We start from the raw sequence: 14196 nt of genomic DNA on the forward strand, positions 1-14196 counted from the left end.
TCACCAGGCGTCGGGCTCGACCTCGGCGGTCATGTCCCGCCACGCCACCGGCTCGGCGCAGTGCGCGCAGGTGAGCCGGGGCTCGGCGGGATGACCGCAGCCGCGGTGCACCAGCCGGACCGGCGGGACGTCGACGGCGTACCGGTCGCCCCAGTTCATCAGCGCCACCAGCACCGGGTAGAGGTCGGCCCCCTTGGGCGTGAGCCGGTACTCGTGCCGGACCGGGCGCTCCTGGTAGGGCACGCGGTCGAGCACGCCCTCCTCCACCAGCACGCGCAGCCGGTCGTTGAGGACGTTGCTGCCGAGACCGAGCTTGTCGCGGAAGTGGTCGTAGCGGCGCTCGCCGCGGAAGCACTCGCGCAGGATCATCATCGTCCACCGCTCGCCGAGGACCGCCCAGGTGCGGGCCACCGAGCAGTACGCGGCACCGAGCTCGTCGTGCTTCACAGCGCCCGATACTAGGACACTTTTCGAGTCCTTCGAGCTTGCAGGGCCACAGGTGCACCGTTACCGTCGAACTCGATTCGAGTCCCACCACGGAGGTCGACGATGCCCTACTACCGCTTCACCGTGCCCACCGGGAACGCGACGCTGGCCCGCCGCGCCGAGGTCGCCGCGGCGGTGACGAGGGTCCACAGCGAGGTCACCGGTGCCCCCGCCCGCTACGTGCACTGCACCTTCACCGAGGTCCCGCCCGGCAGCGTCTTCGTGGCCGGGGAGCCGGTGGAGGGCCCGCGGATGGTCGGGCTGATCCGCGAGGGCCGCTCCCCCGAGGTCCGGGCCCGGCTGCTGCACGGGATCGCCGACGCGTGGTGCGCGGTCACCGGGGACGCGAAGTCCGACGTGGCGATCTTCCTGCACGAGGTGCCGGGCGCCAACGTGCTGGAGGACGGCGAGATCCTGCCCGAGGCCGCCGACGACCCGGTCGCCACGCACGCCTGAGCGCGGGAGCGGGCCGGCCCCCTCGGCACGGGACCGGCCCGGGGCGGTCAGGTCCCGGTGGCGAGCCGGTTCTCGGCCGAGGCGAGCGGGTCGTAGCTCGGCTCCATCAGCATCTCGTGCAGGTGCCGTCGCCGGACGCCCATGTTGCCGCCGTCGTAGACGGGGAAGCAGAGGACGTCCTGCATGATCCCCGCGATCGGCGTCTCGGTCGTGTAGGCATCCACCCCGACCAGGCGCATCGCGTCGTAGACGACGTCGACCGACCGCTCCGAGGCGTAGATCTTCGTGATGTTCGCGAGCTCACGGTCCTTGCCGCCGGTCCGGTCGAAGTGGTCGGCCGCCTTCCAGGCCAGGTACCGGGTCGCCTCGATGCGGATCTTGATGTCGGCGAGCATGTACCCGGCGTTCTGGTACTCGATGACCGGGTGCGGGCCCGACCGGTTGTCGGTCCGGGCGAACTCGTAGGCGTAGTCGAAGGCCGCCCGCATCCGCCCGACGCAGGCCGCGCCGATCGGCGCACAGGTCCAGGTGAACGCGCTCTTCACGATCTCCATGCCGTCGCCGGGGCCCCCGATCATGTTCGAGAGCGGGACGCGGACGTCGCGGAACTCGACGCGCGGCGAGTTCGCGGCGCGGTGGCCGATGGTGTCGAGCATCCCGGTGATCTCCACGCCGGGCGTGCCCCGCTCGACCATGACGACCGCGAGCGACTCCTGCGGCGGCAGTGCCGGGTCCGTACGGCAGACGACCGCGATGAGGTCGGCGCCCTGGCCGTCGAAGCCCGAGGCGTTGGTGGTGTAGTGCTTGGACCCGTTGAGGATGATCTCGTCGCCCTCGATCCGGGCGAAGGTCTGCACCCCGACCTTCGGGTCCGGCGAGTCGTAGTTCGCGCCGCCGGTGACCTCGGTGTAGGCGATCGCGGCGAGCTTCGGCTCCGAACCGCAGAAGGCCGGCAGCCAGCGCTGCTTCTGCTCCTCGGTGCCGAAGTGGACGACCGGGTACAGCCCGAGGCCGGTGCCGAGGATCGCCGTGGGGGTGTTGACGTCGACGCGGGCCAGTTCCTCGACGGCCAGCACGAACTGCAGCGAGCTGAACCGGCCGCCGCCGTACTCGGCCGGGATGAGCGCCTTCACGAACCCGGCCTCGACCATCTGCCGGTAGAACGGCTCGATGGCGTAGAACCGCTCGGCGGGCCGCGGGTGCGGTGCGATCGCCGCCTCGACGCCGGTCAGGACGGTGTCGGCGAACTGCCGGGCCTGCTCGCGCAGGGCCAGCTGCTCGGCGTCGAGGGAGAAGTCCAGTGTCATCGTCGGATACCTTCCGGTCGGGCCCCGACCGGACCGTGGGGTCAGGGACGCGACGCGATGGTCGCCGTCGCACCCCGTCCCGGGATCGAACCGGTGCGCACGGCGGCCGGTACCGGCGTGCACGGTCCGTCCGGGCCGCGGTCGACGTACTCCGACGGCAGGCAGCCGTGGTGGGCGCGGAAGACCCGGTTGAGGTGGGACAGGTCGGCGAAGCCCCAGCGGGCGGCGAGCTCGGTGAGGGTGCCGGTCCGCGCCGGGCCGGTGAGCTCGCGGGTGCACCCGTCGAGGCGGAGCGCCATGACGGTGCGGGAGAAGCTGAGGTCGGTGCCCTCGTAGAGCTGGTGCAGCTTGCGGACGGAGATGCCGAAGCGGGCCGCGACCGCGCCGGCCGAGGTGTCCCCGGTCCGCAGGTGTGCCGCCAGGTAGCGGTTGACCGCGGCCCGCAGGCCCGCGTCGAGCTCCGCGCGCCCGGTGTCGCGCAGCTCGTCGGTGCCGCCGGCCGCGGCGGCGAGCAGCGTGGTGAAGGCGGTGTCGGCGGCGTCCGCGCCGGCCGGGTCGAGCGCGTCGAGGCCGTTCCAGGTGGACAGCATGGTGGAGGCGACGATGCGGGCCATGCCGGGCGCGGTGCCGTCGTGGGTCGTCGCGGTGGCGCCGTCGAGGTCGGACACCAGCGGCAGCAGCCGGGCGCGCGGCACCCGGAACGAGACGCAGCGCCACTCCTCCGTCCGTTCGTCGGCGACGAACTCCAGCCCGTACTCGCGGGTCGTGTCGAACAGCGCGAAGCCGCCCGGTCCGACGACGCAGCGGCGCCCGGCCTGGGTCCCCACGCAGTGGCCGCTGATCTGCAGGTTCACGAACACGTGGTCGGTGACGGTGCGCCGCACCTCGGCCGCGCCGTGGGTGATGAGCTGCGTCGCCGACGACACCTCGGCACAGTTGGTGGCGGTGAGCCTGCTGGAGCGCACCCAGCTGCGGATCTCGCGCGCGTGGGCCCGGCCGGTCCGCCGCGCGCCGGGCAGCTCCGCGGCGAGCGGGGTGAACGCCTCGCAGATCACCTCGCGCCAGTAGCTGAACTGCTCACCGGCCGGGCGGTCCTCAGTGGTCCAGTAGCGCACTCGGGGCCTCCTCGACGGCTCGCATCGGCTCCGCCGGCGTCGGCGCCGTGAGCCAGGACACTATCCCGCAGGGGCCTCGGAACCCAGGTCCCGTCGGGGGTGCGCGGGGTGAGCGCGAAGCATGACCGCTCCGGGGCACATCGGTGTTTCCGCCGGTGAACTCCGGGTGACGACCCGGCTCGCGGGTCAGCAGGGCCGCGGACCCGCCGATCCGACCGGGCCGGTGACCGGACGCAGGTAGGCGTCGCCGCCGGCCCGGGCCAGCGCCGCGCAGGCGTCGCCTCGGTCGGCGAACGGTCCCAGGTAGGAGACGTAGATCGGGTTGCCCGCGTCGCTCCGGGACCGGAAGGGGACGCAGCTGCCGTCGGCGAGCAGGTAGTTCGCGCCGGGGTGGGCGCGCAGGTGCTCGGACACGTCCTCGCGGTAGCGCGCGGGGTCGACGGCCGCGCCGACGACGACCAGGTCCGCCGGCGCCGCGCAGGACACCGGTGCGAGCGGACGGCCGAGGCCCAGGTCGGCGGCGGGCAGGGTGGTCGTGGCCTCGGCGGGCCGCACCGGTCCGGTCGTCACCGTCGCACCCTGCCCGGCGGGCGGCGCGCCGGACGGAACGGTCAGCAGGGCCCAGGTCGCGCCGAGCGCGACCACCGCCCCCGCAAGGCAGGCGCCGACCAGGACCGGCAACCGCCGCCCGCCGCCACGGGGCGCGACATCGGTCCCGGGGAGGACGGGGGCGGTCGCCCGGAGGGTCGGGTCCGGCACGGGACGGTCCCCGGCGAGGGCGTCGACCGCGGCCGCGAGTGCACCTGCGGTCGGGAACCGGTCGGCGGGGTCCTTCGCCATCCCGCGGGCGACGACGTCGTCCCAGCCGGGGGCGAGGCCGGGCCGGCGCCCGGTCACCCGGGGCGGCGGGGCCATCAGGTGCGCGGTGAGCACGGCGGCCGGGTCCGCCTCCGGGAACGGCGTGCGCCCGGTCAGCATCTCGACGAGCACGCAGGTCAGGGAGTAGACGTCGGCACGCCCGTCGACCGGCGTGCGGCCCGCGAGCCGCTCCGGGGCGAGGTAGGCGAGCGTGCCGACGGTGGCGCCGGTCTCGGTGAGCGCGGTGTCCGGGTCCGGGCCGACCGCGCGGGCGATGCCGAAGTCGGTGAGTGCGGTGAAGTCGTCCCGGTCCTCGACGACGAGCAGGTTCGCCGGTTTGACGTCCCGGTGCACCAGGCCCGCGGCGTGCGCGGCGTCGAGGGCGTGCGCGGCCTGGCGGACGATCCGGGCGGCCCGGCGGGGCTCCAGCGGTGCGCGCCGGGCGAGGACACGGGCCAGGTCCTCGCCGTCGACCAGGCGCATCGAGAGGTAGAGCCGGCCGTCGACCTCACCGAACCCGTGGACCGGCACGACGTGCGGGTCGCGCAGCTCGAACGCGGCGCGGGCCTCCCGCCGGAACCGCTCCACGACGACCGGGTCCCCGGCGAGACGGGCGGGCAGCACCTTCAGCGCGACCTCGCCGCCGTGTCGACGGTCGTGGGCCCGCAGTACGACCCCCATCCCCCCGGCCCCGAGCCGTCCCCGGATCTCGAAGTCGCCCAGCACCGCACCGGCGGCCAGGTCCTCGTCCATGACCCCACCCCTCCCGCGTCGTGTGACCGTTCTACCGGCCGGCGGGGTCCCGTCGATCCGCAGCGCTACGCAGATCCGGCCTCGGGGCGCACCGTGACCAGCAGCGCCGGATGGTCGGTGGTGCCGCCCAGGTCGATCACCCGGGTCCGTGCCGCGGCCGCCGCGGGGATGACGACGACGTGCTGGACCCCGTCGTCGGCGGCCGGTGCCGACCCCGGGGGCAGACAGGACCGCAGGTCGGGGTCCTCGGCCGCCCCCAGGTTGAGGTCGGCCCCCACGACGACCGGTCCGGCGTCGGCGCGGGACCGCAGGCCCGCGACGACGGTGTCGAACAGGTACCCGCACTGGGCACGGGTGACGGCGCGGTCGGTGTAGGCCAGGTGCGAGGTGCAGACCCCGAGCGGGCCACCCGCGGTCGTCGTGTCCAGGCAGAGCCAGGCACGCTCCTCGGGGTCACGCGGGTCCTGCGCCGGGTGGATCCCGGCGCTCGCGACGCTCGACGGGGCACGCGAGACCACGCCGATGCCGTACTCGTCACCGTTCGCGCAGCGGTACGGCGCGCCGGTGTCGCGCTCGCGGGCAGGCTGGAACGCCGAGGACGTCGACGACTCCGGCGCGGCCCCGGCGAGCGCCCGCTCGATCCGCTCGACGCCCGCGCGGCACACCTCGTTGAGGGTGACCGCGTCCGGCACCTCGGTCCGCACGAGATCGGCCGCGGCCTCGACGGCTCGCCCGGTGTAGCAACCCGCGATCCCGCTGTCGCACAGGTTCATCTGGACGACCGTCACCTCCGGGCTGTCCGGCGGGCCGGGCGACGCGGGAGCCGCGGCCCCGGGCGCGCAGGCGACCAGGAGCGGGAGCGCACCGGCGACGCCCGTCATCCGCAGGCGACGGGACCACGCGGCGGGGGAACGGCGACCGGGCACTCCTGCATGATCCGCCTGAACCGGACGAACCGCATACGGACCCGCCGTTTCCCGCGCCCGCGGCGTGGTACCCGGACCCACGCCGTGCGCGACACCCCCGCGGTGGCGCAGGACAGCGGTGACCAACGAGCCGAGGAGACACCCATGGCAGCGGACGACAAGGTCGCGAACAAGACCGAGGAGCTCACGGGCAAGGCCAAGGAGACCGTCGGCAAGGCGACCGACGACGAGAAGCTCGAGGCCGAGGGCAAGGGCGATCAGGCCAAGGGCAACCTCAAGCAGGCCGGCGAGAAGGTCAAGGACGCCTTCACGAAGGACTGACCGCGCTCCTGCTCGGCCCCGGCCACTCCGGCCGGGGCCGAGGTGCATCCGGTCCGGGCCCGTCGACCGGCTCCGGGATCGTCGCGGCGTATGCCGAGCAGTCCTCGCACCGGGTGAGCAGGTCGTGCGTGCAGTCGACGACGTGCCGGAGGAATCTCTCCGCCTCCGCCAGCCGGGCGCGCTGCTCCCGGATGCGGCGCAGCCTCTCCTCGATGACCCGGGCGCGTTCCGCGTCGCCACGGTGGAGCACGAGCCGGATCTCCGCGAGGCTCATCCCGACGCCCCGGCACGCCTGCACCACGCGGAGGCGACGGACATGCTCGTCGGTGTACTCGCGATGACCCGACGCGGCGCGATCGGGAACGACGACCCCCTCGTCGTTCCAGTGCCGCAGGACGTGCGGATCGACGCCGACCCGCCGGGCGGCCTCGCCGATCCTCACCGTCCCACGTCCTTCCCGGCGTTGACCTCAGGTCGACCTGAAGTTCTAGCGTCGGCCCCATGCTGACACACGAGCCGCTGCTGCCCGACCCGATCCCGGTCGACGTCGGCGGGACCTGCGTCGCCACCCGGGTCGTGGAGCCCGCGGGGCCGGTCCGGGGAGACGTCGTCCTGTGCCACGGCACGCCGTGGTCCTCGCAGGTCTGGGGCCGCGTCGCCCGGGAGCTGGGCCGCGACCATCGTGTGTTCCTCTGGGACATGCCGGGCTACGGGGACTCGGAGAAGGGTCCGGCGGTCGCGACGGACCTCCGCTCCCAGATGGAGCGCATGGCGTCCCTCCTCCGCACCTGGGATCTCCACCATCCCCACGTGGTCGCACACGACATCGGCGGCGCGGTCGCGCTGGGAGCGCACCTCCTGCACGGGGTGGACTACGCCGATCTGTTCCTCTGGGACGTCGTCACCCTCGACCCGTGGGGTTCGCCCTTCTTCCGGCTGGTCGCCGAGAACACCGACGTGTTCGCGCAGCTCCCCCCGGACCTGCACGCCGCACTGGTGACGGGGTACATCACCGGAGCGCTCTCGCGGAAGCTGCCGGACCGGGACATCGACGCACTCGTGTCCCCGTGGACGGCTCCCGGCGGGCAGGCCGCCTTCTACCTCCAGATCACCGCACTGAGCTCCGCCGACACCCGCGCGGTGGCGGAGAGGCTGGGCGCCACGCGCTGCCCGACACGCATCGGCTGGGGCCGTGCCGACCCCTGGATCCCCCTGGACCAGGCCTACGAACTCCGGTCCGGGCTCCCCGGCGACCCCGATGTCGTCGTGCTCGACGACGTGGGGCACCTGACGCCCTACGAGAACCCCGTCGCCGTGGCCGCGGCGCTGCGGGCCTGGCTGACCGGCGCCGCGGACCGGCCCCGGGCCGGGCGGGTCCGCCGGCCGGGGGCGACCTCTGCGGACGCGACGGCGATCGACGTGTGCGCCCGAAGGGGGTCGCACCCCTGACCTGCCGCACCGTGGCCGGCGCGTGGCGCATGTCCGGAATCCCCGATACCGGTCGTTCCCCACCGGAGGTCGGCGCTCAGCCGGTCAGGTCGAGGACCGTCTTGCCCGTCGCGTGGCCGTTCTCCACGCCCGCCAGAGCCTGCGCCGCCTCGTCGAGGGTGTGGACGGCGGTGATGTTCGGGTCGAGGACCCCCTGCACCATCAGGTCCGCCACCCGCTCCAGGGTGGGACGGTCGGTGTGCCGCTCGACCACGGCGCCTCCGATCTCGACCACCGTGGGGTCTCCGACCGAGACCACCGTCGTCGCCGCGGCGGCCAGCGGTGCCACGGCGCGCAGTGAGGCCCCGCCGACGAGGTCGACGATGCCGTCGAATCCGTCGGGCGCGAACGCGCGCAGGTTGGCCTCGGCCGTCGGACCGGTGTAGTCGACGAAGGCTGCGCCGGTGGCGGTGACGGTCGCCCGCTTGGCTCCACCGGCGGTGCCGACGACGCGGAGTCCGCGGGCACGGGCGAGCTGGGCGGTGGCGATACCGACGCCGCCGCCGATCCCGTTGACGAGCAGACGCGCGCCGGGCGGGAGGCCGAGCTGATCGATCACGTCGAGTGCCGTGGTCCCCGCGACGGGGATGGTGGCCGCCCACCGGTCGGACAGCCCGTCGGGGGTGCGGGCCGTGGCGGATCCGAGGAGGACGGTCGTGCGGGCGTAGGTCCCCGCCCCGGTGAGCGCGAACCCGAACACGCGGTCGCCCACCTCCAGCCCCCGGACCTCGGACCCGACGGCGGTGACCACGCCCGCCGCCTCCATGCCGAGGACCTGCGGGAACGGCACAGCGCCGTTCAGGGCGGGCAGGAGTCCGGCGCGCAGCACGTGGTCGAGGGGGTTGACCCCGGCGACGCCGACGGCGACGGCGACCTCGTGGGCGGCCGGGACGGGGGCGGGACGGGCGAGGAACTCCTGGACCTCGAGCCCCCCGAAGGTGCGGTACCCGTATGCGTTGATCACGGTCCCGACGCTAGGACCTGACATCGGTGTCAGGTGCCAGCGATCGTGACCCGGGTCACCGCGGTGGGTGGACGTTCAGGCGGTGCGTCGTGGCGACGCGAGGGCGGCCCGGTGCTCGGAGTTGCAGGCGATGAGGCCGTCCAGGGCGTCGCGTGCGGTCGCCAGCGTCGCCATCGCGGCACTGAGCCGGTCCCGCTCACGGCACATCGTCGCGTAGGCCTCGTCGGCGGTCTGCGGACCCGGCGTGTCCACGCACGGCAGCAGGCTCGCGATGGTGCGGCTCGACAGCCCCGCCGCGAACAGCGTGCGCAGCAGCTCGACCCGCTCGGGCTCGTGGAGGGAGTACAGGCGCTGACCGCCGGTGCTGCGGGTGGAGGTCAGAAGGCCCTGCTGCTCGTAGTACCGCAGCATCCGGACGCTGACGCCGGTGCGTTCCGCCAGCTCGCCGATCTTCATCTGCTCGTCGACCTCCCCGGGCCACGGGGCCCGGCCACCATCATGGCCGAGGCCCGGCCGGTCGTGGGGCGGAGCGGGCAGGGCGCACGGGCCCGGATCGACCCCCAGGGGCGGGAAAGGAAGCGGCCCTGACCATCACCGCTGGTCAGGGCCGATCTCGATGTGTGCGCCCGAAGGGATTCGAACCCCTAACCTTCTGATCCGTAGTCAGATGCTCTATCCGTTGAGCTACGGGCGCGTTGCTGTCTCCAGCGTAGCAATCTTCAGTTGTCGGCCGGCGACCGGTGTACCCACCGCCGTGCCGGTGCGGAGGCTCCGGGATTTGAACCCGGGATGGGGGGTTACCCCAAACCGCATTAGCAGTGCGGCGCCATAGACCAGACTAGGCGAAGCCTCCCCGGTGCCTGACGGCCACCAGCGAGCGCAACACTACACGGGCGTTCCGGCCGTCCGGAACCGGGGTCCCCGTGGCCGGAGGACCCCGATCCGGCGCAGGTCAGGACCCTGCGAGGGCCACGAACGGGGTCAGCGCGTCGGGATTCTGGAGGGCGCCGGCCGACACCGCCTTCTCCGGCGCTGTGCCCGAGAGGATCTTCTTCACCGGCACCTCGCACTTCTTGCCGTTCAGGGTGCGCGGCACCGCGTCGACGACGACGAACCGGTCCGGCACGTGCCGCGGCGAGAGCTCCTTGCGCAGCAGCGAGCGCAGGGTCGGCTCGACGTCGTCGAGCGCGACACCCTCGTCGAGGACGAGGAAGCAGAGCAGGGCCCCCTCCTCGCGCTCGCCGAGCGCGGTCGTGTCGATCACCAGGGAGTCCGCGACCCCGTCGACGTTCTCGACGACGGCGTAGAAGTCGGCGGTGCCCATCCGGACCCCACCGCGGTTGAGCGTGGAGTCCGAGCGGCCGTAGATGACGTAGGAGCCGCGCGGGGTGCGGCGGACCCAGTCGCCGTGCCGCCAGTTGCCGGGGAAGTCCTCGTAGTAGGACTCGCGCAGGCGGGTGCCGTCCGGGTCGTTCCAGAACATGACCGGCATCGACGGGGTCGGCGTGGTGATGATCAGCTCGCCGACGTCGTCGAGCAGGTCGGTGCCGTCCTCGGCCCAGGACCGGACGTCGGCGCCGAGCGCCGCGCAGGACAGCTCACCCAGCCACACCGGCACGGTGGGGGCGCTGGTGAGGAAGGCGGCGCAGACGTCGGTGCCGCCGGAGACCGAGCAGATCTGGATGTGCGACCCGGCGGCCTCGCCGATCCAGCGGAACCCGTCGACCGACAGCGGCGCGCCGGTGGAGCCGAGCGCGCGCATCGCGGAGAGGTCGTGGTCGTCGCCGGGGCGCAGGCCGGCCTTCATGCAGGACTGCACGTAGGGCGCGGAGACCCCGAACAGCGACACCCGGTGCCGCGCGGCGAGCGCCCACAGCGCGCCGAGGTCGGGGTGGCCGGGGCTGCCGTCGAACATCACGATGGTCGCGCCCACGAGCAGGCCGCCGACCAGGAAGTTCCACATCATCCAGCCGGTGGTGGTGAACCAGAAGAACCGCTCCCCCGGCCCGAGCCCGTGCTGGAGACGCATCGCCTTCAGGTGCTCCACGACGATGCCGCCGTGGCCGTGCACGATGCCCTTGGGCAGGCCGGTGGTGCCCGAGGAGTAGAGCACCCACAGGGGGTGGTCGAACGGGACGGGCGTGAACTCCAGCGGGCCGGGCTCGGCGGTGAACCCGGCCCAGGTCGTCGTGCCGTCGAGGGTCGCGTCGGGGTCGAGGTAGGGCACGAGGACGGTCGCGCGCAGCGTCGGCAGCTGTCGCTGCAGGTCGGCGACCTTGTCGCGGATGTCGAAGCCCTTGCCGTTGTAGCGGTACCCGTCGACGGCGACGAGCACGGCGGGCTCGATCTGGGCGAAGCGGTCGTGCACGGCGCGGGCGCCGAAGTCCGGTGAGCAGGACGACCAGATCGCGCCGAGGCTCGCCGCCGCCAGGAACGCGACCAGGGTCTCGACGGAGTTCGGGGCGAGCGCGACGACCCGGTCCCCCCGGCCGACGCCGGCCCGGACGAGCCCGGCGCGGGCGCGGGCGACCTGGTCGCGCAGCTCGGCGTGGGTGACGGTGCGCTCCAGGCCGTCCTCGCGGACGAACTCGACGGCGATGTCGTCGTCGGCGCGGCCCGGGCCGGGGGTCAGGGCGTGCTCGGCGTAGTTGAGGGTCGCGCCCGGGAACCACTGCGCGCCGGGCATGTCACGGGAGCCGAGCGTGGCCGTGGGGCGGTCGTGGAACAGCACGCCGGAGTACTCGGCGACCGCCGACCAGAAGCCCTCCAGGTCGGTCACCGACCAGGTGTGCAGCTGCGCGTAGTCGGTGACGTCGGACAGCGGGGCGCCCCGCTCGTCACGCGCCCAGGTCGCGAACCGGACGATCTCGGTGTCCGCCACCCGGTCCGGGTCCGGGCTCCACAGGAGCTCGGGGGTGTCCGGATCGGTGACGGTCTGCGGCGACGACACGGGCGGCATGCCCCGAGCATCCCCGACGGCCCCGGCCGCGCACCAGTGGCCGGACCCCACTCCGGCCCGCCGCGACAGGGTGCCCGTCACAGGGGGACGGTCAGGCCGGGGTGCCGACGAGCGGCGGCGCGAGCCGGGCGAAGGCCTCCTGCCGCTCGTACGGGAAGTACGGGTACGGCGCAGGACGGTGCGAGGCCGCGTCCAGACGGGCGACCTGGTCGTCGTCCAGGCGCCAGCCGACCGCGCCGAGGTTGTCCTCCAGCTGCGCCAGGTCGCGGGCGCCGACGATGACCGAGCTGACGGTCGGGCGGGTCGTGAGCCAGTTCAGCGCGATCTGCGGCACCGTGCGGCCGGTCTCTGCGGCGATCGCGTCGAGCACGTCGACGACGTCGAACAGCAGGTCGTCGGGGACGGGCGGGCCCGCCTCGGCGGTGGTGTGCAGCCGGCTGCCCGCGGGCAGCGGGGCGCCCCGCCGGACCCGGCCGGTGAGCCGTCCCCAGCCCAGCGGGCTCCAGACCAGGGCGCCGACGCCCTCCTCGTGGCCCAGCGGCATGAGGTCCCACTCGTAGTCGCGGCCGACCAGCGAGTAGTACACCTGGTGCGCGACGGGCCGCGGCCACCCGTGCCGGTCGGCCAGGTCCAGGGTCCGCACCAGCCGTCGCCCGGGGTGGTTGGAGACGCCGGTGTAGCGGACCTTGCCCGACCGGACGAGCACGTCCAGCGTCGCGAGCACCTCCTCGGGCGGGGTGCCCGCGTCGTAGGCGTGCAGCTGGAACAGGTCGATCCGGTCGGTGCCGAGCCGGCGCAGGGCGTCCTCGACGGCGCGGACCAGGTGGAGGCGCCCGGCACCCGCGTCGTTCGGGCCGGGGCCGGTCGGCAGGCCGGCCTTGGTCGAGATCAGGACCTCGTCGCGGCGCTGCCGCAGCGCCGCCCCGAGGACCTCCTCCGACCCGCCGTCGGAGTAGACGTCGGCGGTGTCGAACAGGGTCACCCCCGCGTCGAGGCACCGGTCCACCATCCGGCGCGCTCCGGCGACGTCGACCGACCCCCACGCGCCGAACAGCTCGCCGCGCCCGGCGAACGTGCCCGCGCCGAAGCTCAGGACCGGGACCTGCAACCCGCTGCGACCCAACCGTCGGTACTCCATGCCCGTCCTTCTCTAAAGGGACTGTGGTTCCTTTAGAACGTAGCACGCCAAACGGGACTCGGGTTCCGTCACGGGTTAGGGTGGGCGCCGTGCCACCGGAGATGAGCAGGCCGGGCGGCCGGACCGCGCGGGTCCGGTCCGCCGTGCTGGCCGCGGCGGGCGACGCCCTGATCGAGCTCGGGCTGCCGGGCCTGGACCTCGCCGAACTCGCGCGCCGGGCGGGCGTCGGCAAGACGACGGTCTACCGCCGCTGGGGCGGCGTGCCGGCGGTGCTGGAGGACCTGGTCACCGACATGATCGAGACCTCCGCCCCGCGCGCCGACACCGGCTCGCTCGACGGCGACCTGCTCGCCAACGCCGAGCTGGTCCGATCCACCCTGGCCGACCCGCGACAGGGGCCGCTGCTCACCGCGCTGGTCTGCGCCGCCGTCGACGACGCCGGGACCGCACGCGCGCTGCGCGGCTTCTACGACGCCCGGACCGCCGTCTGGGAGCCGTGCGTCACCGACGCCGTGGCCCGCGGCGAGCTACCGGCGGGCACCGACCCGGCCGGCGTCGTCCGCGCGGTCTCCGCCCCGCTCTACCACCAGCTCCTCACCCGCGGGACGCGTCCGGACACCGCGGACGCCCACCGTGCGGCCGCGGCGACCGCGGCCGCCGCGCGCGCCGGGGTCTTCGTCAGCGCAGGTGCGCGTCGAACCAGTTGAGGACCCGCTGCCATGCCTCGGCGGCCGAGTCCGGGTCGTCGTCGAAGCGGTAGCCGGTGCTCGGGTAGATCACGACGTCGGTCGCCTTCCCGGAGGACGCCGCGGCGTCGCGCAGGCGGGCGACGGCGTCGGTGTCGGACGCCTCCGAGTAGATGCCCAACCAGGGGCAGGTCAGCTCGGGTGCGGTCTCGACCAGGGCAGGCAGGCTGGACCACGGCGACGACTCGATCCCGCCACCCGCGACCGTGATCGCCGCGCCGAGGGTGCGGTTGGCCGCGACGTGCAGCGCGACCGTGCCCCCGAGGTCGAACCCGAGCACGCCCATCCGGTCGGCCTCGATGCCGACGTCGCCCAGCCAGCCGAACGCGGTGTCGCAGTCGTCCATGACCTGGCGCGGCTCGAGGCTGCCGACGTGCTCGGCGACCGCGGCCTCGGAGCCGTCGGCGAGGTCGCCACCCGCGCCGGCGTCGCGGTAGAGGTGCGGGGCGACGGCGAGCCAGCCGTCCGCGGCGAGGCCGGTGACGAGCAGCCGGATGGAGTCGGTGACCCCCCGTGCCTCCTGCAGGACGACGACACCGCCGCGGACCGGACCGTCGGGTTCGGCCACGGTCAGGCGCAGCTCGCCCCCGTCGGTCAGCGGCACGCCCTCGGTCCGGACAGCGGTCGTCGTCATGACGTCACTCAACCAGAGCACGGGCCCGGGTTCGACCCCCGGCGG

Annotated in this window: 15 protein-coding genes and 2 tRNA genes; 4 read left to right on the plus strand and 13 right to left on the minus strand. The window is 74.1% G+C overall.

The features are described from left to right. Entirely contained in the window at window positions 1-447 is a 447-nt protein-coding gene (locus KPF22_RS28960; protein ID WP_062399343.1) for a helix-turn-helix domain-containing protein, read from the minus strand. Between the two features lie 102 nt (window positions 448-549). Between KPF22_RS28960 and KPF22_RS28965 the strand changes: the two genes are divergently transcribed. Then, a complete protein-coding gene (locus KPF22_RS28965; RefSeq protein WP_208818635.1) occupies window positions 550-942 on the plus strand; it encodes a tautomerase family protein in 393 nt (130 codons plus the stop codon). A 47-nt stretch (window positions 943-989) separates the two neighbouring features. Here KPF22_RS28965 and KPF22_RS28970 read toward each other — a convergent pair whose 3' ends face one another. The 4 genes from KPF22_RS28970 to KPF22_RS28985 form a co-directional block, all read right to left on the minus strand. Then, on the minus strand, window positions 990-2249 hold the full coding sequence (locus KPF22_RS28970) for an acyl-CoA dehydrogenase family protein (RefSeq protein ID WP_224403888.1): 1260 nt from the start codon (window positions 2247-2249) through the stop codon (window positions 990-992). Window positions 2250-2290: 41 nt separating this feature from the next. Next, complete coding sequence (locus KPF22_RS33420; protein WP_224403889.1) at window positions 2291-3364, minus strand: helix-turn-helix domain-containing protein; 1074 nt, start codon at window positions 3362-3364, stop codon at window positions 2291-2293. A 186-nt stretch (window positions 3365-3550) separates the two neighbouring features. After that, on the minus strand, window positions 3551-4975 hold the full coding sequence (locus KPF22_RS28980; protein WP_224403890.1) for a serine/threonine-protein kinase: 1425 nt from the start codon (window positions 4973-4975) through the stop codon (window positions 3551-3553). A gap of 65 nt (window positions 4976-5040) precedes the next feature. Continuing rightward, window positions 5041-5901 carry an endonuclease/exonuclease/phosphatase family protein gene (locus KPF22_RS28985; RefSeq protein ID WP_224403891.1) on the minus strand — a complete coding sequence of 287 codons (861 nt, stop codon included), beginning with the start codon at window positions 5899-5901 and terminating at the stop codon, window positions 5041-5043. A gap of 144 nt (window positions 5902-6045) precedes the next feature. On the opposite strand from KPF22_RS28985, the gene KPF22_RS28990 reads away from it, so the two are divergent. Beyond that, a complete protein-coding gene (locus tag KPF22_RS28990; protein ID WP_208818640.1) occupies window positions 6046-6222 on the plus strand; it encodes a CsbD family protein in 177 nt (58 codons plus the stop codon). On the opposite strand, the gene KPF22_RS28995 is transcribed toward KPF22_RS28990, so the two are convergent. Further along, window positions 6209-6664 carry a MerR family transcriptional regulator gene (locus KPF22_RS28995; protein ID WP_224403892.1) on the minus strand — a complete coding sequence of 152 codons (456 nt, stop codon included), beginning with the start codon at window positions 6662-6664 and terminating at the stop codon, window positions 6209-6211. The genes KPF22_RS28990 and KPF22_RS28995 overlap by 14 nt on opposite strands. A 59-nt stretch (window positions 6665-6723) precedes the next feature. Between KPF22_RS28995 and KPF22_RS29000 the strand changes: the two genes are divergently transcribed. Then, a complete protein-coding gene (locus KPF22_RS29000; protein ID WP_224403893.1) occupies window positions 6724-7671 on the plus strand; it encodes an alpha/beta fold hydrolase in 948 nt (315 codons plus the stop codon). 76 nt (window positions 7672-7747) lie between these two features. On the opposite strand, the gene KPF22_RS29005 is transcribed toward KPF22_RS29000, so the two are convergent. The 6 genes from KPF22_RS29005 to KPF22_RS29030 form a co-directional block, all read right to left on the minus strand. Continuing rightward, complete coding sequence (locus KPF22_RS29005; protein WP_224403894.1) at window positions 7748-8674, minus strand: zinc-binding dehydrogenase; 927 nt, start codon at window positions 8672-8674, stop codon at window positions 7748-7750. Window positions 8675-8749: 75 nt separating this feature from the next. Next, window positions 8750-9130, minus strand: coding sequence for a MerR family transcriptional regulator (locus KPF22_RS29010; RefSeq protein WP_224403895.1), 381 nt, complete (start codon window positions 9128-9130; stop codon window positions 8750-8752). Window positions 9131-9295: 165 nt separating this feature from the next. Then, window positions 9296-9368, minus strand: a tRNA-Arg gene (locus KPF22_RS29015). A 69-nt stretch (window positions 9369-9437) separates the two neighbouring features. Continuing rightward, a tRNA-Ser gene (locus tag KPF22_RS29020) sits at window positions 9438-9527 on the minus strand. A 99-nt stretch (window positions 9528-9626) separates the two neighbouring features. Beyond that, on the minus strand, window positions 9627-11633 hold the full coding sequence (locus KPF22_RS29025) for an acetoacetate--CoA ligase (RefSeq protein WP_224403896.1): 2007 nt from the start codon (window positions 11631-11633) through the stop codon (window positions 9627-9629). A gap of 91 nt (window positions 11634-11724) precedes the next feature. Then, entirely contained in the window at window positions 11725-12771 is a 1047-nt protein-coding gene (locus KPF22_RS29030; RefSeq protein ID WP_224403897.1) for an aldo/keto reductase, read from the minus strand. Window positions 12772-12860: 89 nt separating this feature from the next. Between KPF22_RS29030 and KPF22_RS29035 the strand changes: the two genes are divergently transcribed. Beyond that, window positions 12861-13478 carry a TetR/AcrR family transcriptional regulator gene (locus KPF22_RS29035; protein ID WP_224403898.1) on the plus strand — a complete coding sequence of 206 codons (618 nt, stop codon included), beginning with the start codon at window positions 12861-12863 and terminating at the stop codon, window positions 13476-13478. Here KPF22_RS29035 and KPF22_RS29040 read toward each other — a convergent pair. Further along, on the minus strand, window positions 13450-14151 hold the full coding sequence (locus KPF22_RS29040; protein ID WP_208818646.1) for a dienelactone hydrolase family protein: 702 nt from the start codon (window positions 14149-14151) through the stop codon (window positions 13450-13452). The genes KPF22_RS29035 and KPF22_RS29040 overlap by 29 nt on opposite strands. Window positions 14152-14196 lie beyond the last annotated feature (45 nt).

The sequence above is a fragment of the Pseudonocardia sp. ICBG1034 genome, from assembly GCF_020131375.1.
Classification (GTDB): domain Bacteria; phylum Actinomycetota; class Actinomycetes; order Mycobacteriales; family Pseudonocardiaceae; genus Pseudonocardia; species Pseudonocardia alni.

Excerpts from the sequence above, each read along its gene's own strand:
- KPF22_RS28965 (WP_208818635.1), top strand. The coding sequence starts at position 550 with ATGCCCTACTACCGCTTCACCGTGCCCACCGGGAACGCGACGCTGGCC.
- KPF22_RS28970 (WP_224403888.1), bottom strand. The coding sequence starts at position 2,249 with ATGACACTGGACTTCTCCCTCGACGCCGAGCAGCTGGCCCTGCGCGAG.
- KPF22_RS28980 (WP_224403890.1), bottom strand. The coding sequence starts at position 4,975 with ATGGACGAGGACCTGGCCGCCGGTGCGGTGCTGGGCGACTTCGAGATC.
- KPF22_RS28990 (WP_208818640.1), top strand. The coding sequence starts at position 6,046 with ATGGCAGCGGACGACAAGGTCGCGAACAAGACCGAGGAGCTCACGGGC.
- KPF22_RS29000 (WP_224403893.1), top strand. The coding sequence starts at position 6,724 with ATGCTGACACACGAGCCGCTGCTGCCCGACCCGATCCCGGTCGACGTC.
- KPF22_RS29010 (WP_224403895.1), bottom strand. The coding sequence starts at position 9,130 with ATGAAGATCGGCGAGCTGGCGGAACGCACCGGCGTCAGCGTCCGGATG.
- KPF22_RS29025 (WP_224403896.1), bottom strand. The coding sequence starts at position 11,633 with ATGCCGCCCGTGTCGTCGCCGCAGACCGTCACCGATCCGGACACCCCC.
- KPF22_RS29030 (WP_224403897.1), bottom strand. The coding sequence starts at position 12,771 with ATGGAGTACCGACGGTTGGGTCGCAGCGGGTTGCAGGTCCCGGTCCTG.
- KPF22_RS29040 (WP_208818646.1), bottom strand. The coding sequence starts at position 14,151 with ATGACGACGACCGCTGTCCGGACCGAGGGCGTGCCGCTGACCGACGGG.